The sequence below is a fragment of the Parabacteroides sp. PM6-13 genome (genome assembly GCF_029892605.1).
In the GTDB taxonomy this organism is placed as follows: Bacteria; Bacteroidota; Bacteroidia; order Bacteroidales; family Tannerellaceae; genus QVMG01.
On record NZ_JARXWF010000005.1, the window covers coordinates 72,999 to 94,462 of the forward strand.

The following is a 21,464-nucleotide window of genomic DNA, read 5'->3' on the forward strand; positions in this document are numbered from 1 at the left end:
TTACCAACAGCTTATATCCGACTACCCACACAGGCAATCTATTTAATTAACCATTAATAATTAACCATTAACCATTATAGTAAGAGCGTCTTCATCGTCTGCATCTTCGCCTCGGTCTCCTGCCATTCGTCGTCTGCTGTCGAATGGGGCAAAAGGCCACTACCGGCATACAGCATCAGAATCTTAGAACCGATCTGCATACAGCGCAGATTCATATAGAGCGCCGTCTTTCCTTCCGGCGACAGCCATCCGAGAAATCCGCTATAGTATTCGCGTTGATACCCTTCATGGTCATAGATATACCAATAAGCATCTTCTTTGGGCAGGCCACAAACCGCCGGCGTAGGATGAAGCAAACGAAGCAGATCGCCCAGGTATTCATTATCAGGAAGCGAAAAACGGAATGTGCTACTCAGGTGAGATACCTCACCGGCACGCACGATAAAAGGCCCCTCCTCTTTTGTCTCGATCCCGGCGGCCTGCAACTGGTCATAGATATAGTTGGAGACCATACGCTGTTCCTCGTAGTTTTTCTCGCTCCATACCATTGGCAAGACACCATTTACCAGGGGCTGCGTACCGGCTAGCGCTACCGACTTCCAATCAGCGCCCTCCCCTTCGAGCAACAGTTCAGGCGTACTGCCCAGCCAGGTACCTGTTGTCGGGGTATGAAACAGATAGACATAGGCATCAGGATAACGATAACAGGCTCGCGTAAAAGCCCCCGAAGGCGAGAACATATCCGGTCGTTCCATCTTCAGCTGGCGCGAAAACACAATCTTCTGCATGCCCCATTCTGTCAGTGCAGCCATAAACTTATGAAACCGCTTCTTATAACGAGGCGTGATCTGAGCCAAAGGTGAAGGCTCTTCATTTGAGAAATCAAAAGGCGACTCCTCCGGATACTCCCAGGTGATCTCCTTCGCCTGGATGCATATGATCGGACACTCACGGGAGATACCGAAAGGGGCTATCACAAACCCCTCCTGTCCATTTAATTCACTGAAATCATAGAAAGTTTGCACCGCATCTTCCGTTATTGCAGAAACAAAACGCAGTTTATTGTCATTTGGCAGACGGTATACGACGAAACTTCTATTGTCGTGGATTGCCGTATCAATGGCAGCATAAACATGTTCCATAATCTATTTTTTCTTTAATACACTATTAACTACTCTGATTGACGATACCAGTTTATCGGTCGAGGTGAACACATCGACATTCCACACATGCGACGAACGTCCTTTGTGAATGATCGTACCGACGGCACGTACCGTATCACCCTCATGTGCCGACGAGAGATGGTTGCCGCTCACCTGCATCCCGACAATGATCTCATCCGGTTTGCATAAGATCATCGACCCCAGTCCGGCCACCGTTTCGGCCAATGCCAGAGTGGCTCCCCCGTGCAAGATGCCAAAAGGCTGACGGGTACGCACATCGACCGGCATGGTCGCCTCGATCCTTTCCTGCGACGCATAGGTGTATTGAATACCCAGATTCCCCATAAGCGCATGCCGGGCGCGGGCATTCAGCTCATCCAGCGGAATGGAGGTCGCCCGCAGCTCCGCGATAACCGCCTTTTCCAAAGCCGCCGCCACGCCGTCTTCTTCGTTCGAGAGGGTGATATTGTCGGCACAACTCTTGACCACATCCATCGCATTGCCCATCGCAATGCCCATACCGGCCAGCTGAAGCATCGGGATATCGCATACGCCATCGCCCAACGCGATGACCTGCTCTTTTGTTATGTTCAGCCTGTCCAACAGGAAAGCCAGCGTATTGCCTTTATTAATCCCTTCGGGCACCACCTCCAGGTAATAGGTCTCGGAGGGGAACACATCGAGGGAGCCACTCAGGCGTTTCCGCCAATGGGTCTCCAACCCGGCTAAGGCACTCGCGTCATCGCTCACCAACATCACCTTACAGGGTTTGAAGTCGATCGCTTCACTGAAATTAGAGACACCCACCACCTCCATATGGTTCAGGCGAGCCTCTTCCTGCACATGGGCATTATCAGGGCTGTTCGTGATAATACGGTCCTTTTGATAGGTAAATATAGGAAATCCGTTCTTGACAGCTTTTCTCTCCAAGTAAGAGATCCATTGAGCATCGATACGTTTCTCAAACAAACGTTCACCACTTTGCGCGTTAAAGATCTGCCCGCCATTATACGACATAACATATCCACCATAATGATCGAGTTCCAACTCTTGCGCAAGCGGAAGCACACCATGCGTAGGTCGGCCGGAAGCCAAGACAATGCGCAGCCCCATCTGTTGAACTTTCAGCAAAGCAGCTTTTGTGCCTTTGGATATTTCTTTTTGGTCGTTAAGTAAAGTTCCGTCGACGTCTAAAACTAATAGCTTATACTTCATAATTTTCTGGTCTTATTGCCACAAATATAGTGATTAATTTATCTATCTTTGAGCGAAGAAACAACTAAACTGTGAAAAATGAAAGAAAACTTCAATTACAACGACGTTCCCGTCGACTATCTTCAGTGTTTAAATGATCAATGTCCGCGTTCCGGTGATTGCTTGCGCTTTCAGACGGCGCTTCAGGCGAATTCGGAAACAATCTCATTTTTAGTGGTCAACCCGGTTTATATGCAAACCCGCGAAGAGTGTCCCTTTTGGCAAGCCGATCAACTGACTCGATTTGCCTTGGGCTTTAATAACGCCCTCAGCACCCTCCCCCGTAAAGAGGCTACTCAGATACGTAAGATCCTGTATGAGCACTTTGGACGAAGCATGTACTATCGTATCCGAAACAGGGAACGTCTTATCCGACCGGAAGAGCAAGCCTTTATCCAACAAGTTTTCCAAAACGAAGGACTGCAAGAAAACCTTGTCTTCGACACCTACGTCGAACAATACGATTGGTAAGCTACCAGCGTTGATAAACCCCATGTTTCACTATGCTTCACATGGGGTTTATCAACGTGATGCGTCTTCGACGCAAACGACGAAACACGTATAAACAGGCTTTCCCTGATCCGGACAGTTTTTATAGTTGAACCGATCACCGGAGAGGTGGAATAATACTTCTCCGCCAGCGGATCCATGGTCAGGAAACCGCCTAAGGCGGGATCGTAATAACGCGCCTCGAAGTCGTACAGGTACAACCCATGCTTATCTTCAAACTCCTTGCCGCCATACTTCATCTGCTGACGACCCTGGTCGCCTCTATCGCCATAGAGCATCCCGAAAGGGTAGTAATTCAACCATTGATAATAATTATCCGTAGGAGTTACTACCAATCGCGTATTACCCAGGTAGTCTTTCAGGTAGCAATGATACACATTATTTTCGATATATCCGGTACCGACATACACCCTTTTCAAGGCATTATTCACATATTCCACATTCCCCACATAATCCGTCGTCTCAGTTTGGGTCAAGGATGAGGTGTTGATAGCCGAACCAATCACCGGAGAGGTGGAATAGTTTACTATTTAAAGTCCATACCATCTCTTTCGATGTTAAAGAAATATCTAAAATATAGACAATCAATTTTATATTTTTTTTCATTCAAAATAATTCGAGTAGCAACAACCCAATATTGAGGAAGGCTGCCTCCGTTTTTTTCATCTTCTATTCTAATTTCATCTATATTCCAATCAGATACCAGCTTCATCATATGTTTAGTAAACCCAGGTTTGTCTTGCTTTATAGGAATTTTTCCTCCATTTTTAGCATTGTAATAACAGTTGCCTGAAGTGTATGTTAATGTATCTGATCGATTCCATAAAGTTAATGTTATAGTAGGTTCACTATAATCGTTAGAGTCTTCTAATATAAAAATCGTGTCGCTTGTTTCAACGTGCAGTTGTTCGAAACACTTTGATTTTTGCCTTAAATTATAGTGACATAATAGATAAGTTGAAGATAAAGAACTTAAGTGTTTCTTTTTTATTTCTCTTGAAATTTTATTCCAGTTTTGCCCTGACAAGTGTCCTGAAAACAGAAATAGAAATCCTAATAGTGTTATCATTCTTGTTTTCATAGCTAATAAATATATGGGGTTGTTTGTATAGAGACTCCTCCAATTGTTACTCTTTTTTTATAAAAAAGACTCTGGTTCGTGCCTGAACGAAGTATTCTTGTGGAATGAACTCTTGGACTATAGTGGGTCCTCAAAGGTATCCTATGTTCTGATCTTAGTTGATTCTCTATGTGAGTAGCATATTTTTCCGCATTAGGAATATCTACTGGTTTGCCATCAACACCTGTAACCGTAACCCAAGTATTACGACCAATGCTGCCATTCCATACATCCTGTATGTGAGCCATTTCATGACCCAAACCTATATAACTGGGTCTTTTTGTGTCTCCTGCTTGATCCGGACCTCCTGTAGTAGAGTAAGGATCCCATTTTATATAATTACCTTTAAGATCCGCTGTATTTTTGCCTTGTACAATTTGTACATTTTTTGTTGAGTTCATCAACTCATTCACCAAAGCTTCCCCATTTGTTCCGCTTCTTAATTTGTTTAAAGCGGATGTCAATTCGTCAACAAACAGTTCATTTCCAGAGTATCTATTTCCACCACCATCTAAGAATCCATAACTCCCAGTACGATCTTGCCCATAATAATAACTTGTATTTATGGCCTTCCCATCAATCATTGATGTTACTTTAGTTGTGATACTATCTCCATGTAAATCCACATACCGCATCGGGTTATTCGCACAATACGCATACGGACTCGTACTGTAATACTTCTCCGCCAGCGGATCCATGGTCAGGAAGCCGCCTAAGGCGGGATCGTAGTAACGCGCCTCGAAGTCATACAGGTACAACCCATGCTTATCTTCAAACTCCTTGCCGCCATACTTCATCTGCTGACGACCCTGGTCGCCTCTATCGCCATAGAGCATCCCGAAAGGGTAGTAATTCAACCATTGATAATAATTATCCGTAGGAGTTACTACCAATCGTGTATTACCCAGGTAATCTTTCAGGTAGCAATGATACACATTATTTTCGATATATCCGGTACCGACATACACCCTTTTCAAGGCATTATTCACATATTCCACATTCCCTACATAATCCGTCGTCTCGGTTTGGGTCAAGGATGAGGTGTTGATAGCCGAACCGATCACCGGAGAGGTAGAATAGTTCGGGTTCCATTTGTTTATATAAATCCTTCAAAAACAAGCTCCAGGCTATCTCTACTATGGATTTTATATCTTCTTCCTATACCATCAAAGTCATAATTTACAAATTCAGAGTTTTCATCATGGAATTCTTGAGGCGGAGTATCACGCCTTAGCTTTTCTATATTTACAAGATTACAATTACATGCATTGTCATAACCGGATGCTTTTATATACAACTCATGTTCTACCGGGTCATATTCATCAAACACAATCATATACTTTTGGTAAAGTATATATCCATTCAACAAATATGTTTGATAATATAAGCAATCTATTATTGTGACATAGCAATCATCTTCTCTCTTAGTAAAAACAACTTTGATAATATTTGCATACTCTTTCCCAAAAGAATAGAATCTTTTGTTATGATAGACACTATCGTATAAACATATCGTACTTTTAATGGCTGAATATAATGCAGGAGATAAAGAATCCTCCATTTCGTCAGCATGAGTAACCGCCTCTATCTCTGTTATTTTTTCAGGCTTACTAGAAGTGTTCTTCTTACAGGATACTACCGTAGAAATTAGAACTAATCCGATAAAAAATGAAAGATATTTCATGGTTAAAACCCTAAGTTTCTGTAAAGTCCTTTTGGACTGTTGATTTTTCGAATAAAAACATTGCTCTGCCATGGTGTATAATGGTACAAAGTAGAGCTTTGTTTATGAAACACATAATGTTTTGGAAATACTGTATTTCTGCCATCTGTTTTAAACCATTGATCCGGATGCGTCATTCCTGTGTTTCTATAATTTTGATATCTTTCTCTAACATTATATGTATCCCCACTAGATGCCCCTTTTGTGCCAACCCAGCTCTTATCTCCAGGATGAGAATGCATATTAAAAACCATATCATATTTATTAAAGCGATCCATATTCAACGAAGGGGCAGACGACTCTTCACTACCTGAAGTCCCAACAAAATACTCATTTACCCCTGATCCAGTTCTATATCCATCTATCCGAAACTCCACATCGGAATGCATTGCTCCATAATGGAAGACTTTAAACATTTCATCTTTATTGCCACTTATCGCATATCTCCCTTTATAATCCGTCCTATCCAAGGTTAAGTCAGATAAGATTGACTTATCTTTCACAATAAGCGGGTCTATTTCAGGCTTATTATCAACAAACAACCTATCAAAGTCATCCTTCGTTCGTTCCAAAAGTTCGATCATTCCATTCTGTTGCAATCGGTAGTCATCTACAAACATCCCCGTCGGATCCACATACCGCATCGGATTATTCAAACAATACGCATATGGAGAGGTCGAATAATACTTCTCCGCCAGCGGATCCATGGTCAGGAAACCGCCTAAGGCGGGATCGTAGTAACGCGCCTCAAAGTCGTACAGGTTTAAGCCATGCTTATCATCAAACTCCTTGCCGCCATACTTCATCTGCTGACGACCCTGGTCGCCTCTATCGCCATAGAGCATTCCGAAAGGATAGTAACTCAACCATTGATACATCGAATCCGTCGGAGTCGCGACCATGCGTGTATTACCCAGGTAATCTTTCAGGTAGCAATGATACACATTATTTTCGATATATCCGGTACCGACATACACCCTTTTCAGGGCATTATTCACATATTCCACATTCCCCACATAATCCGTCGTCTCGGTTTGGGTCAATGAAGAGGTGTTGATAGCCGAACCGATCACCGGAGAGATGGAAAAGTTCGGGGAGCATTTTGGAAAAAGCTTTTAATTCCCCAATTTCCGTATAGAATAAACGCCTATATAATCATCCCAAAACGAATAGTATTCATTTATAAATAAATAGTATAATATAGTAAATATTTCATTTTCATTTAGTCCCTGAGATATTCTAAACACATTTCCATTTTCATAACAATACAATGAAAAAAAAGTATCAAAATTCATCCTGTCATAATTATCACTTATAACTGCATCAAGTCTGAAACAACTATCCGGGATATGTATACACATACTCTCTTTAAGTACTTTTCGCAAGTAAGTTTTATAGTTCATATTATACTTATTCTCCAAATATTCTTTTTTTATAATACGAGGGAATGTTATTTTTTTCTCATTCTCATCTTCACAACAAATAAAGAGATGCAATCCTTCATAACGCGACGGATATTCTAGGTCCAGAGGCTCATTAGAAAGCGATTCTATTATTTTCTCATGCCTACAGTCATTGTTCCTACATCCTCCTGTTAATAACAGGACGCATAAGAGAAGAAACATACTTATTCTCATGACTATATTGATATTTAATATTTCTTTCTTAAATCTAGTTCTTCTAATGCTCGAGCTATATTTTCTAATTCAACAGCTCGAATTTCAGACGGATTCTCACTACTGCTTTTGCCAGTATTATCCATCATATTTCCTATATCATAATCATATTGATGCTGCAACTCATGAACAACAGTAGACATATCACTACTTTTGATCCCTTTAGCCAATTCAAAATCCCTCTTGTTCTCCAATGATATATCAAGATGTAACGCTGTTCCAATTGGTTCTCCTTTTTTGAATTGTTCACTTGTACCAAGAGGGTATACTTTACTTCCACCTCCGGTAATTCCTTTTTCTATGTAATGCGTATTTTTACTTCTGTCAATAGTCCTAAGTTTATGAATAAGCTCTTTGTTGTCTGAGTCAAGTATTTTCCTATATACTTGAGCTAATTTATTTGCAGTATCATCAGAAGTAAACTTTTTTCCACTATCATCAACAAAATACCCGTTTTTAAAAGTGTACTGTTGCTTTATTTCATTTTTTGAATTCCTTGTTATATAAACAATTTTCTTACCATCTGGATCTATTGCATTCATCGGGTTATTTGCGCAATACGCATACGGACTCGTACTGTAATACTTCTCCGCCAGCGGATCCATGGTCAGGAAGCCGCCTAAGGCGGGATCGTAATAACGCGCCTCGAAGTCATACAGGTACAACCCATGCTTATCATCAAACTCCTTGCCGCCATACTTCATCTGCTGACGACCCTGGTCGCCTCTATCGCCATAGAGCATTCCGAAAGGATAGTAACTCAACCATTGATACATCGAATCCGTCGGAGTCGCGACCATGCGTGTATTACCCAAGTAGTCTTTCAGGTAGCAATGATACACATTATTTTCAATATAACCGCTGCCTACATACACTCTTTTCAAAGCATTGTCTAAGCATATGACAAAATTTCAACCATTACTTGACGCAGGAACAAGTCATCAAAATTTTAGAACCCCCCGGCATCGAAGACGCATCACGTTGATAAACCCTATGTGAAGCGAAACATGGGGTACTGCAATGAGTATCCCCTCGACCTCGAAGAGGTGAGACTCTCTCGTTTTGCGTTTTGGTCCGACCTCATCGAGGCCGAGGAAGGAGTTCTGTTCTCGCCCCATGTTCCGCAAAAAATGCTTCACATGGGGTTTATCAACGTGATGCGTCTTCGACGCAAACAACAAAACACTTTAATAGGTTTTCCCTGATCCAGGCTGTTTTTGTAGTTGAAGCGTATCAGCAAAAAATCACGGGACACAACACCATCCCGAGCAGCTTAGACCGCTGCCTCGCCCCCTTTTTCTCACCCCCTGAAAAAGCCGCAAAAAAAATTCTCACCCGCGTGAGAAAAAATTCTCATGCGGGTGAGAATAAAAAACAGCGGTTGATTCGTTCGGGGAAAGCCTTCGTCAATTAATACCTTTTATTGGTACAAAACGTATAAAACGATAGGGAGGGGAAGGATTTTATTTTTATTTTCCATAGTTTTGCGTTCCAATTCAATGCACGATTATGAGAATATTTCCAATACTGATGATGCTTTCCGTGGTATGCGGAGGGTATGCCTATGTGTATTACCGCATATGGCAGATGATGCCACCGAGTCTGGTGGGGCGGATCATTCTGATCCTGGTGGGGCTTTTCCTGTTTCTTTGTCCGTTTATAAGCATGGGGGTCGGCGGCGCGTTTCCGGTTTCGCTCTCGGCTTTTATGTATAAGGTTGGCACCTCCTGGCTGATTGCGCTGCTTTACCTGTTTATGTTGTTCCTGGTGTTGGATATACTGCGGGTAACGCATATTCTTCCGGTCGACCGGATCCTGTATAACAGTTGGGCGGGACTGGGCGGCGTGGCCTGTGTGATGGCTGTGATCCTGTCGATCGGCTATTATCGTTATACCCACAAAACAAGGGTGGAATTAACCCTTCCTGTCAAGAAAGAGCTGTTAGCCGGGAATTCCTTGAAGATTGTGGCCGTGAGCGACCTACACCTGGGCTATGGCATTGGCAAGAATGAGTTCGAAGGCTGGACGGAACTGATCAACCGCGAAAATCCGGATATCGTATTGATTGCCGGAGATATTACGGATAATAATGTAACGCCGCTCTACAAAGAAAATATGGGCGAGGTGTTCAGCCGGATAAAGAGTAATTACGGCATCTATGCGATTCCCGGCAATCATGAATACATCGCCGGCAAAGAGAAGGCGATGAGCTTTTTGCAAAAGGCAGGCGTCACGGTATTAGACGACTCGGTAGCCCTGGTGGCCGATCGCTTCTATGTCGTGGGGCGTGACGACCGCAGTAACGGGTCGCGCAAACCGCTTCGCGAACTGGTGGCTTCATTGGACAACACCAAGCCGATCCTATTGCTCGATCATCAACCCTACCACCTGGAGGAAGCGGAGGAGAGCGGGATCGACCTGCAGATATCCGGGCATACACACGGCGGACAGGTCTGGCCGGCCACACTGGTTACCCAAGCCATCTTCGAGAAAGATCATGGCTACCTGCAAAAAGGCAATACCCATTATTATATAAGCTCCGGCTTAGGTATTTGGGGTGGCAAGTTCCGCCTGGGATCGCAATCGGAATATGTGGTGATCACCCTGGTTGGAGAAGAATAACCGGATCAGAAGATAATCGCGTAAAGGATATAGAAGCAATATAATAATTTGAGGCCGGTGCCAAATAGGAATCCGGCAAAGGCGCCCAACGCTGCTTTAAACGCTTTGTCTGCCCCATTCCGGGCAAACAGAAGTTCGCCGATAAAGGCGCCCAAGAGCATCCCCAACAGCATGCCGATGGCCGAAAAGAAAATACCCGCCAGCATCCCGATGATGGATCCGATCGTCGCGTAACGCGAGCCGCCTGATTTGCTGGTGATATAAGGCGGAAGCACATTGTCGATCACCGTGATGACAATCATCGCCACAGCCGTCCATATCAGAAAAGAGGAGGAATAGTCCTGATAGCCGCTCCACTTCGCCAGCCAAAGCGCCACGTAAGCCACCGGTGGACCGGGCAAGGCGGGTAGAATAGAACCGGCCAACCCTATAATCACGCATAAAAACGCCAATATGATCAAAAGAATACTTCCCATATTGCAAATATAGTAAGAAAGCTGAACACAGAGTCAAGCCGGCTTGAAGATTACAACTACTTATTTTCGTATCTTTGTCCCCACTTTTAATTTATGCGCACATCATGATATCTGTAGAGAAGCTGAGGATAGAATTTGGAGGATTTACTTTGTTCGATGATATATCGTTCGTGGTGAACAAGAAAGACCGTATTGCCCTGGTGGGCAAAAACGGGGCAGGCAAATCGACCCTGTTAAAGATATTCGCCGGATTGCAGGCACCCACCGCCGGTCATGTCAGCCTTCCCAAAGACCTCACCATCGGCTACCTGCCTCAACAGATGAAACTGGCCGACAGCCGTACCGTCAAAGAGGAGGCCGAACAGGCCTTTGAGCATATCCACATCATGGAGAAAGAGTTGGACGAACTAAATCTCCAACTAGCGGAACGCACCGACTACGAATCGGAGGCCTACCAGAAAATCATCGACCGCAGCTCTTACCTGACCGAACATATCGGTATGATCGGGGGCAACAACTACTTGGCGGAGCTCGAACGTACCCTGATCGGACTGGGTTTTCGCCGCGAAGACTTTGACCGTCCCACCTCAGAATTCAGCGGAGGATGGCGTATGCGTATCGAATTGGCCAAACTCTTGTTGCGCCGCCCCGACATCCTGTTGCTCGATGAGCCGACCAACCACCTCGATATCGAATCGATCCAATGGCTGGAGAATTTCATATCCACACGGGCCAACGCGGTGATCCTCGTGTCGCACGACCGGGCGTTTATCGACAATACGACATCGCGCACCCTGGAAATAGAACTGGGAAGCATATACGACTATAAAGTCAACTATTCACAATATGTCGTTCTCCGTCAGGAACGGAGAGAGCAACAACTGCGCGCCTACGAAAACCAGCAAAAGAAATTGGCCGATACGGAAGCCTTTATCGAGCGTTTTCGCTACAAAGCGACCAAGGCGGTGCAGGTGCAGTCGCGCATCAAACAACTGGAAAAGATCGACCGCATCGAGGTGGATGATGTCGACAACGCCTCACTCCACCTGAAGTTTCCTCCCGCGCCCCGTTCGGGATCCTATCCGGTTATCCTGGAAAATGTATCGAAAAGCTATGGCGATCACCTTGTATTCCGCGATGCCACCTTCACGATCAACAGGGGTGACAAGGTGGCCTTTGTGGGGAAAAACGGCGAAGGCAAGTCGACGTTGGTGAAGTGTATCATGGAGGAGATCGACTACCGGGGCAAACTGCAACTCGGACACAATGTGAAGATCGGTTATTTCGCGCAAAACCAGGCACAGTTGATGAACGAAAAACTTACGGTTTTTGAGACCATCGATTATGTAGCCCAGGGGGATATCCGCACCAAGATACGTGATATTCTGGGCGCCTTCATGTTTGGCGGAGAGGCCTCCGACAAGAAGGTAGAGGTATTGTCGGGAGGCGAACGCAGCCGCTTGGCGATGATCCGCCTGTTGTTGGAGCCTGTCAACCTATTGATCCTCGACGAACCGACCAACCACCTGGATATGCGCTCGAAAGATGTGTTGAAAGAGGCGCTGCGGGAATTCGACGGAACAGTCATTGTCGTATCACACGACCGTGAATTCCTCGACGGCCTGGTGGAGAAGGTGTATGAGTTTGGCAACCAACAGGTGAAAGAGCACCTGGGAGGCATATACGAGTTTCTGGAGAAAAAGAAAATGGAGAACCTGCAGGAGTTGGAACGAAACACCCAGCCCCTCTCCTCCTCCGGCGAACAGGCAGGCGATCAGCCCTCGCAAAACAAGCTATCATATGAAGCGCGTAAAGAGTTGAGCCGCGCGATCAAAAAGGCAGAACGTGCCATTGCGGAGGCGGAAAACCGGATTGCCGAACTGGAGACCACCATTGCCCAGATAGAAGAAAAGCTCGCCACCCCGGAAGGGGCTGCAGACGCCTCTTTATACACCAGTTATTCGGACAACAAAAACCGGCTAAGCGAGGTGATGGATCAGTGGGCAGAACTGACGATGGAGTTAGAAGAGCTGACAAAAGAATAAAATCTCTTAAATACGATGTTCTTTCGGGAACACCTATCTGCTGTTTTTGTATCTTTGTTGTGAACGAAAAACTCAATCAAAACGATATGAAAACAAACCTTAGTTCTCAAATTACGTTAACTCGTATCCCCCCGAAGTATTACCGGCCGGAAAATGCCTATGAACACTCCGTCTTGACGCGTTTGGAAAAGATCCCTACCGACATATACGAATCGGTGATTGAAGGATCGAAAGCGATCGCGCAAGAGCTGGCCAATGCTATGCGTAAGAAACAGGAGGCGGGCACACCATTCGTCCTGGCATTGCCCGGCGGACGTTCTCCGCTCACACTCTTCCGGGAATTGATCCGCATGCACAAAGAGGAACAACTGAGTTTCCGCCATGTAATTGTCTTTGTCGAATATGAATTCTATCCATTGACCGCCCTGACGGCAGGCAATGTCAATCGGTTGAAGTCCGAATTCCTGGATCATATCGATATCTTGCCGGAGAATATCTATGCCCCCGACGGCATGATGCCCAAAGAGGCGATCTTCGACTTCTGCCGGCAATATGAAAACAAAATAGGCGAAGTAGGCGGCATCGACTATATGTTGATGGGCGTTGGGCATACGAGCAACATCATGTTCAACGCGCCGGGTACACCGACCAATACACGCACCCGCCTGGTCTACCTCGAAGGGGCAGCCCGCAAAGAGGCCTCGCGCACCTTCCCTTCCATCGAGAGCGTTCCCACCAGTGTGATTACGATGGGAATTGCTAATATGATGTATGCCAAGCACGTGATCCTCATGGCGTGGGGCGAAGACAAAGCCGATATCATCCGCAAAACGGTGGAAGAGAAAATATCGGACGTCGTGCCCTCCTCCTACCTGCAGAACCATCCGGATGCCCGGGTAGTGATCGACTTAGGAGCGGCTTACGACCTGACCCGCATCAGTTATCCCTGGCTGGTGACCAGTGCCGAATGGGATAATAAACTGATCCGCCGCGCGATTGTTTGGCTCTGCCAGCAAACGGGCAAACCGATTCTGAAGCTGACCAACAAAGACTATGGCGAACATGGCTTGGCTGAGCTATTGGCGATCTATGGCTCTGCCTACAATGTAAACATCAAGATATTCAACGATATCCAACACACCATCACCGGATGGCCGGGTGGCAAACCCAACGCGGACGACTCGAACCGGCCGGAACGGGCAACTCCCTATCCGAAGAAGGTGATTATCTTCAGCCCGCATCCCGACGATGATGTGATCTCGATGGGAGGCACCTTCCGCCGCTTGTGCGACCAGCACCACGATGTGTATGTAGCCTACCAGACATCCGGCAATATTGCCGTGGGCGACGAAGAGGTGATCCGCTATTGCGAATACCTGCGTGATGTGGCGGGCAACTATTCATCTGGCAACAATACCATAAAAGAGAAAGCGGAAGAACTGATACGCTACCTGCGTTACGAGAAGATCGACGATGGCGAACCGGAGCGTAAGGATGTCTTGTTCATGAAAGGAACGATCCGTCGGGAAGAGGCGCGTCATGGCGCGCGCCATGCCGGTGTCAAAGACGACGATCATATCCGCTTCCTCGACCTTCCGTTCTACGATACAGGATTAGTTCAAAAGAAACCGATCTCGAAAGCCGATGTGGAGATTATCGTCGATCTGTTGCATGAGATCAAGCCGGATCAGCTATTTGTCGCCGGTGACCTGGCCGATCCGCATGGCACACATAAGGTATGTCTGGACGCTATCCTGGCGGCTATCGACCTGATTAAGGATGAAGAATGGATGAAAAACTGTCGGGTGTGGATGTATCGTGGCGCCTGGGCCGAATGGGAGATGGACCATATCGAAATGGCTGTGCCTATTAGTCCGGAAGAGCTTCGCCTGAAACGTAACTCTATTCTGAAACATCAATCGCAAATGGAGAGCGCTCCTTTCCTGGGCGATGACGAACGCCTGTTCTGGCAACGTGCCGAAGACCGCAACCGCGCTACGGCAGAGCTCTACAAACAGCTGGGGCTTGCCTCCTATGAGGCGATTGAGGCGTTTGTGCAATATAAGAGGGATTAGGAGAAGGGAGAAGGGAGAAGGGAGAAAGGAGAAAGGAGAAAGGAAAGAGGAGATCGCTTTGGCAAATAATTACGCCTAAAGTTTAGCTCCTTTCTCCTTTCTCCTTTTCCCTTTCTCCCTTCTCCTTATTTAATAGCTCATGCCGAGATTATACATCATAAATGCATAGGTATCGGCATATTCATCCAATATCTTACTGATTGGCTTACCGGCGCCGTGTCCGGCATTGCTCTCGATACGGATTAATTTGGGGGCATCGCCGGTATTGGCTGCCTGCAAGGTGGCCGCATACTTGAAGGAATGAGCTGGCACCACCCGGTCGTCATGATCGGCTGTATTGATCAGGATAGCCGGATAAGGTGTTCCGTCGTTTTTGATGGTATGCAACGGAGAGTAGGCATACAGATAGTCGAACATTTCCTTATTATCGGCACTTGTTCCATAATCGCTTGCCCAGTTCCAACCAATGGTAAAGAGGTGGTAGCGAAGCATATCCATAACACCCACATCAGGAATTGCCACCTGGAAGAGATCGGGACGCTGATTGACAACAGCACCTACCAACAAACCACCGTTTGATCCGCCGTTAATAGCGATCTTCGTGTTGTGGGTATATTTCTCATTGATCAGGTATTCGGCAGCAGCGATAAAGTCGTCAAACACATTCTGCTTATTCATCAGCGTTCCGGCTGTATGCCATTCTTCACCATATTCGCCTCCTCCCCGGAGATTCGCCATGGCATAGATACCGCCACTTTCCAGGAATGGCAAACGAATGGTAGAGAATCCCGGATTCAGGCTTACATTGAAACCACCATAACCATACAGTAAAACCGGATTGGTTCCATCCTTTTTCAGCCCTTTCTTATAGGTCAGAAACATCGGTATCCGGGTGCCATCCGCACTGGGGTAGAACACCTGCTCGGTGACATACTCTTCCGGTGTAAAAGCCACCTTCGGAGCCAGATAGACTTCCGAACGGTTGTTATCCATATCGAAGCGATAGATAGTGGCCGGGAACGTAAAAGAGGTAAAGGTATAGAACACCTCTTTATCATCTTTATCACCCGAGAAAGAGACAGAACCCAGGGTCGGCAGCGTCACTTCATATTCTTCTTTTCCGTTCAAGCCATACACATAGGCATGATGCGAAGCATCTTTCATATACACCAGGAAGAACTTCTCTCCTATCACCTGCGCGCTTGAAAGGACAGATTCCGATTCGGGAATAAGTGTTGTCCAGTCTTTCAACAGCGGCTTAGCGATATCGAAACAGGCAACAGCATATTTCGGTGCCTGATAATTGGTCTGCACATAGACTTTATTACCGATAACCTCTACCGGATAGTACTCATAGTCCATATCAGTCGTCAACGCCACCAGAGGAGCATTCGGCTTACGCAAATCTTTCATAAACAGATTATTTCCGCGACCGGCTCCGCCTTCCGACACAAAGAGAATCGTCTCGTCTTCGTTGACAGAAGCGTTATAGAAGCGGCGTGGCTCTGCCGGATTCTGAAATTCCAGACGGTCGGCCGACTGCGGCTTGCCTATCTCATGGTAATAGATCTTATGATTTTCATTGACATTGGAGAACTCTTTGCCACCTGCCGGTTTGTCATAAGCGCTATAGTAGAAACCATCGCCCTGCCAGGAAGGACCGCCGAACTTGCTCCACAGGATATGATCATCCAACAGCTTGTTCGAAGCCAGGTCTAAGACAAAGATCTCATTCCAGTCCGATCCACTGCGGGAGATCGTATAGGCCAGGTATTTCCCATTATTCGAGAAAGAGATACCCGCCAAGGCAACCGTTCCGTCTTCCGACAACTTATTCGGATCAAGCAGGACACGCGCCTCGCCATCTAAGGTATCCTTCACATACAAGACACTCTGGTTTTGCAAGCCATCGTTTTTATAGAAATAATATTTCCCATGGCGCTTGAATGGCGTGCCTATCTTCTCATAATTGGTCAACTCGGTCATGCGTTCTTTGATACGATCACGGAAAGGGATCTGCGCGATATAGGCAGCCGTCACTTCGTTTTCCGCTTTTACCCAGGCCATCGTAGCCTCAGAGGTATCGTTTTCCAGCCAACGATAGGGGTCGGTCACCTCTACACCGAAGTAGGTATCTTTCACCTCTTCTGTTGTTGCCACAGGATATTCCAACGCCGCTTTGGTGGAACAGCCCATTAGGCCAATCATACTTCCCATAAGGATTACATCTTTTAGTTTCATTGCTTTTACTTTCGTTTTAGTTTAGATTATATTATTCCCCGCCATCCGCAATGAACGGATATCGGCTCCTGATATTTCCTGGAAGGGCTGCAACTCGAATTCAGAGATAACAGCCAATATGTGATCGAATATATCCGCCTGGATCGACTCGTAGGGTATCCAGCGCTTTTCGGACAGGAAGACATAGAGTTCCAACGGGATCCCGGTTTCCGTCGGCTGCAGTTGGCGCACCATACAGGTCAACTCCTTGCTTACCTGCGGATGATGGCGCAAATAGCTTTCGATATAGGCACGGAAAATACCCAGGTTGGTCTGACGTCTGCCGTTCGCTATAATGGAATTATCGATCTGATGTTCTTCGTTGTAGTCGCGAAGCTCTTTTTCTTTCTGATCGATGTAGTCGGTAATCAGGCTTATTTTCCGGAACTTATCGAGCATCTCGTCCGTACAGAACTTCACACTGTTCATATCAATGCTGATAGAGCGTTTGATACGCCGCCCTTTCGAATCGCTCATACCCCGCCAGTTCTGGAAAGAATCGCTCACCAGGGCGTATGGCGGAATGGTGACAATCGTATTATCGAAGTTGCGTACCTTGACCGCGTTCAATGTCACATCGATCACATCACCGTCGGCCTGGTATTTCGGCATTGTGATCCAGTCGCCGGGACGAAGCATATCGTTTGCCGTCAGTTGGATTCCTGCCACAAAGCCCATCAACGTATCCTTGAACACCAACGACAGAATAGCCGCCGAGGCACCCAAACCGGCAATCAGTTTGGTCGGATCCTCTCCAATCAGTTGCCCGATAATCACAATGACTCCCAGGAAAACGATAATCACCTGCACTACCTGAACAAATCCTTTGATAGATTTTCCTTTATTTCGGCGGTGATAGATATCGCTTCCCAGACTCAACAGAGAATTGATAAAGCGAATGGAGATAGCTATAATATAAATGATACAGATCTTTTTTGTCAATAGATAAAGGAGAGTTGTCCCTTCATCGAACACAAGCGGAAGCATGACATAGACAAAAATTGCCGGAATAAGATGGATCACCTTGTCTAAGATTTTCCGTTCCACAACGATATCATCCCAATCGGTCTCTGTTTTCTTGGCAATACCGGCAAACAACCTTAAGAACACCTTACGACACACATAATCGATCAGAAGAGCGATCAACAGAATGATTAATAATATGATCACATTATCCAGCCAGTTGCCGGTTCCATCTTTCAATCCCCAACCTGTAAGCAGCCCGGAAATAGTCTCTTGCAATTTATTCATGTTTCACATTTTTATGATTTCTGTTTACAAATTTACTAAATTCACCCGAAACAGCATCTTTTTCCTAATTACATGAGGAATTATTTATATTCTGCTGTTTGCGTCGAAGACGCATGACGTTGATAAACCCCATGTGAAGCATAGCGGAACATGGGGCCAAAAGAGCTACTCCCCTCCCTCAACCTCGAAGAGGTCAGACACAAAAGTAACATAAGTTCCACCTCTTCGAGGCCAAGGGAGACACTTATGCCATCCTACCCCATGTTCCGCAATCGCTGCACATGGGGTTTATCAACGTCATGCGTCTTCGACGCCGGAGCCCTCCGCTTTACCTATTTTTCCTGTAGTTTGATCTTTTTTATCCCTTTAGCTGTTATATAAAGGAAAATCGATAATATATTTGTAGTCTACTACACAACAAATAGAAAATGTTATGAAAAATGTATTGAGTGTGCTTATTGCCATGGTGATCTTAACCAGCTGTGGTACCGTTCCCCTGACAGGTCGTAAACAACTGATGCTGGTCTCCGACCAGGAAGTATTGACCTCCAGCTTGACGCAGTATAATGAATTTATTTCCACAGCCCAGAAATCGACGAATAAAACACAAACAGCACAAGTCGTACGGGTGGGACAAAAGATTGCTGCCGCCACCAATGCCTACCTGACGAACAACGGCATGGCCGATGAGGTGAAGAATTTCTCCTGGGAGTTTAACCTGGTAGCCGATCCGCAGATGAATGCCTTCTGTATGCCCGGCGGCAAGATCGTGGTCTACGAAGGGCTGATGCAGATCGTCTCTTCTGACGACGACCTGGCAGTGGTGATGGGACATGAGGTGGCTCATGCCGTAGCCAAACATAGCAACGAGCGGATGAGCCAGCAGTTGGCTACCGTACTGGGTGCTTCGGTATTAGACGTAGCCGTAGGAAATAAGAGCGCGATGGTGCAACAGGTGGCCAGTACCGTGTACGGCTTAGGTTCTGAAGCACTTGTGATTCTTCCTTTCTCACGCAAACATGAATCGGAAGCCGATTATATGGGCTTGATCTTGATGACGATGGCTGGATACAATCCGCAGGCTGCCGTTGGCTTCTGGCAAAAGATGTCAGCAGGTGGAGGCGCCGGTGTGCCCGAATTCCTAAGCACACACCCCAGCGATTCCCGTCGTATCAACGATATCCAGAGCGCTTTGCCGGAGATGGAGAAATACAAGAAATAATTATGAATTGTGAATTATGAATTGGAGCGAAGCGAAAATCGCTTAGCGAAGCGTAAAGCAATTAGTTTCTTTTAATCCCAATTCATAATTCATAATTCACAATTCATAATTTTCCTCAAACGGTGATCCCCATCTTCTTCATCAGATAATAGGCATTCATATTCTGGGCAATGCCTTCGCGTAGCTGATAGGAGAAAGAGAGTTCATCGTTTTTTATGTCGGCTTCGAAGCGGTAGTTCTTGATATTCTCGGGAAACTCCTCTTCCAATGTTCCTAACACCAGGTCGTGTGTTGCGATAATGCCGCAGGTCTCAAAATGAACCAGTTGCTTCATCAACGCGATCGATCCTTTTTGCTTATCCACCGAGTTGGTTCCCTTCAGGATCTCATCCAGGATAATAAAGAGCTCCTCTCCCTCCTTCAGGCGGTCGATAATCATTTTCAAACGTTTCAGTTCGGCAAAGAAATAGGATTCATTGCTGACAAGTGAATCGGAGGTACGCAGGCTTGTCACCATCTGTGCCGGATAAACCGTCAACGACTCGGCAAACACAGGCAATCCGATGCAGGCCAATAGGTAATTCACCCCCACCGTACGCAAATAGGTGCTTTTTCCTGCCATATTTGCCCCCGTTATGATCAAAAACCAGGACTTCTTAGGAATATGAATATCATTGCGGACGCAGACATCCCGGTTGAGCAGTGGATGTCCCAGTCCCTTTCCCTCCATTTGGAAATAGCTGTCTGCTATATCCGGATACACATAATCGGGATGATTAAAGGCAAATCCCGCCAGGGAGCTATAAGCATCAAAGGTTCCCAACGCATCCAGCCACACAACGACCTCATCGCGATAGCGGTTTTTCCAGCGTTCCAGACACAAGGCATGCCGCGTATCGCGCAGATAGAAAAGATTCAGGATAATACCTGCGGCGCTATAACGCTGATCTAATCCGCCGATATACCCGGAGAGTTGTTTAATGGCTTTCGAGGCGGGCAGTCCCTCTTTGCCTATCAGGTCGGCAGTGAGCTTTGTCAGTTCTTCCGAGTGGAAAGGAGTCGATTCGATACTTCTCATCAGACTGGCATAGGTCGAGAATATCTTTTCCATTTTATTGACCGACTCATAGATCTTATTGATACGTTTCCCGGTCAGGTTTGCTACGATAAAACTCACACAAATCCAACCCATAAGGAGGCTACTGGCGAGAAAACCCATGATGACTCCACCCAGCAACACCACCCATACCGCCGGAACAATCCACAACAGGGCTTTCCATAGTCTGTTATGCAGAAAATAAGCATCATCATTGGTCAAGGTATGCAGGTAGTCCCTGTCCTTCTTATGCCCACTGCGGCGTTTCCCTGTAACATAGAAATGTTGCCGCAGCGGCGTATGATCTTTCAATTCACGAACAGCCTCCTGGCGGCGAAGGATCTCTTTCTTGTCGGTCAACGGCGAGAGCAACCACTCGCTCAACCGCTCTTTTCCCATAAGTGTCGTGGTGCGGTTGAGGGATTGAAACAGCGAACGATCGCCAAAAACATCCAGGTCCAGGCTAAAAGCATGAGCCGCCTCCACCTTTTCCGGAGCGCCATCGAAGGCGGAAAAGTCATAATCGAGCCCTTTCAGTTCAGATTCATTCAAAGCGATCAGCGCCTCCGTATATAACTTCCGGTTATGCAACCGCGTATGATACACCATTAACAAGGCAAAAGGAATAGCAAACAAGACGATAGATCCCAAAATGATTTGCCAACTCTCGTTTCTCAACAACCATATAGTCAATATCAACAAGGCAACAAGAATAAGACGGATCGTTCCCAACAAGTGGATTTTTCGCTTCAGCTGTTCCGCCTGGCGGGAATAAGAAGTGACATTTTCCCGGTAATACGTATATACTTTCTCCATAACGGCAAAGGTAATTAAACATATCGAACCCAAAATCGGTTTATTCAGTAAAGAGTCACATTTATGACGAGGCTTGCTTTACTTTCACCCAGTGCTGACCCGGGCAAAGTATCTATCTTTGCACCTGTTAGTGGT

17 protein-coding genes are annotated in these 21,464 nt (G+C 46.1%); 5 read left to right on the forward strand and 12 right to left on the reverse strand.

All coding sequences use genetic code 11. From position 1 onward, the window contains the following. Positions 1-74: 74 nt before the first annotated feature. The gene (locus tag M2134_RS06390) at positions 75-1,142 is read right to left on the reverse strand and encodes an isochorismate synthase (protein ID WP_280750457.1); all 1,068 of its coding nucleotides are present in this window, start codon (positions 1,140-1,142) and stop codon (positions 75-77) included. A gap of 3 nt (positions 1,143-1,145) precedes the next feature. After that, positions 1,146-2,378, reverse strand: a complete 1,233-nt coding sequence (locus M2134_RS06395; protein ID WP_280750458.1) for a Cof-type HAD-IIB family hydrolase — start codon at positions 2,376-2,378, stop codon at positions 1,146-1,148. 78 nt (positions 2,379-2,456) lie between these two features. On the opposite strand from M2134_RS06395, the gene M2134_RS06400 reads away from it, so the two are divergent. After that, positions 2,457-2,888: a DUF6078 family protein gene (locus tag M2134_RS06400; protein ID WP_280750459.1), complete on the forward strand. Its 432-nt coding sequence runs from the start codon at positions 2,457-2,459 to the stop codon at positions 2,886-2,888. On the opposite strand, the gene M2134_RS06405 is transcribed toward M2134_RS06400, so the two are convergent. From M2134_RS06405 to M2134_RS06430, 6 genes are all read right to left on the reverse strand, one after another. Next, a complete protein-coding gene (locus M2134_RS06405; RefSeq protein ID WP_280750460.1) occupies positions 2,864-3,433 on the reverse strand; it encodes an RHS repeat-associated core domain-containing protein in 570 nt (189 codons plus the stop codon). The genes M2134_RS06400 and M2134_RS06405 overlap by 25 nt on opposite strands. 20 nt (positions 3,434-3,453) lie before the next feature. Beyond that, positions 3,454-3,996 carry a hypothetical protein gene (locus M2134_RS06410; protein ID WP_280750461.1) on the reverse strand — a complete coding sequence of 181 codons (543 nt, stop codon included), beginning with the start codon at positions 3,994-3,996 and terminating at the stop codon, positions 3,454-3,456. 14 nt (positions 3,997-4,010) lie between these two features. Further along, positions 4,011-5,111: a M91 family zinc metallopeptidase gene (locus M2134_RS06415; RefSeq protein ID WP_280750462.1), complete on the reverse strand. Its 1,101-nt coding sequence runs from the start codon at positions 5,109-5,111 to the stop codon at positions 4,011-4,013. 32 nt (positions 5,112-5,143) lie between these two features. Continuing rightward, complete coding sequence (locus M2134_RS06420) at positions 5,144-5,731, reverse strand: hypothetical protein (RefSeq protein WP_280750463.1); 588 nt, start codon at positions 5,729-5,731, stop codon at positions 5,144-5,146. A gap of 2 nt (positions 5,732-5,733) precedes the next feature. After that, entirely contained in the window at positions 5,734-6,843 is a 1,110-nt protein-coding gene (locus M2134_RS06425; protein ID WP_280750464.1) for an RHS repeat-associated core domain-containing protein, read from the reverse strand. A 578-nt stretch (positions 6,844-7,421) separates the two neighbouring features. After that, positions 7,422-8,321 carry an RHS repeat-associated core domain-containing protein gene (locus M2134_RS06430; RefSeq protein WP_280750604.1) on the reverse strand — a complete coding sequence of 300 codons (900 nt, stop codon included), beginning with the start codon at positions 8,319-8,321 and terminating at the stop codon, positions 7,422-7,424. Positions 8,322-8,955: 634 nt separating this feature from the next. Here M2134_RS06430 and M2134_RS06435 point away from each other — a divergent pair. Next, positions 8,956-10,068, forward strand: a complete 1,113-nt coding sequence (locus M2134_RS06435; RefSeq protein WP_280750465.1) for a metallophosphoesterase — start codon at positions 8,956-8,958, stop codon at positions 10,066-10,068. Between the two features lie 5 nt (positions 10,069-10,073). On the opposite strand, the gene M2134_RS06440 is transcribed toward M2134_RS06435, so the two are convergent. Next, positions 10,074-10,544: a DUF456 domain-containing protein gene (locus M2134_RS06440; RefSeq protein ID WP_280750466.1), complete on the reverse strand. Its 471-nt coding sequence runs from the start codon at positions 10,542-10,544 to the stop codon at positions 10,074-10,076. A gap of 104 nt (positions 10,545-10,648) precedes the next feature. On the opposite strand from M2134_RS06440, the gene M2134_RS06445 reads away from it, so the two are divergent. Together M2134_RS06445 and M2134_RS06450 are read left to right on the forward strand one after the other, a co-directional pair. After that, positions 10,649-12,589 carry an ABC-F family ATP-binding cassette domain-containing protein gene (locus M2134_RS06445; protein WP_280750467.1) on the forward strand — a complete coding sequence of 647 codons (1,941 nt, stop codon included), beginning with the start codon at positions 10,649-10,651 and terminating at the stop codon, positions 12,587-12,589. An 86-nt stretch (positions 12,590-12,675) separates the two neighbouring features. Beyond that, on the forward strand, positions 12,676-14,664 hold the full coding sequence (locus M2134_RS06450) for a glucosamine-6-phosphate deaminase (protein ID WP_280750468.1): 1,989 nt from the start codon (positions 12,676-12,678) through the stop codon (positions 14,662-14,664). A 129-nt stretch (positions 14,665-14,793) separates the two neighbouring features. On the opposite strand, the gene M2134_RS06455 is transcribed toward M2134_RS06450, so the two are convergent. Continuing rightward, on the reverse strand, positions 14,794-16,860 hold the full coding sequence (locus M2134_RS06455; RefSeq protein WP_280750605.1) for a prolyl oligopeptidase family serine peptidase: 2,067 nt from the start codon (positions 16,858-16,860) through the stop codon (positions 14,794-14,796). 66 nt (positions 16,861-16,926) lie between these two features. After that, positions 16,927-18,195, reverse strand: a complete 1,269-nt coding sequence (locus M2134_RS06460) for a mechanosensitive ion channel domain-containing protein (RefSeq protein WP_280750469.1) — start codon at positions 18,193-18,195, stop codon at positions 16,927-16,929. Between the two features lie 433 nt (positions 18,196-18,628). Between M2134_RS06460 and M2134_RS06465 the strand changes: the two genes are divergently transcribed. Continuing rightward, positions 18,629-19,417, forward strand: coding sequence for a M48 family metallopeptidase (locus tag M2134_RS06465; RefSeq protein WP_280750470.1), 789 nt, complete (start codon positions 18,629-18,631; stop codon positions 19,415-19,417). A gap of 115 nt (positions 19,418-19,532) precedes the next feature. On the opposite strand, the gene M2134_RS06470 is transcribed toward M2134_RS06465, so the two are convergent. Further along, positions 19,533-21,329, reverse strand: coding sequence for a MutS family DNA mismatch repair protein (locus M2134_RS06470; protein ID WP_280750471.1), 1,797 nt, complete (start codon positions 21,327-21,329; stop codon positions 19,533-19,535). Positions 21,330-21,464: the final 135 nt, after the last annotated feature.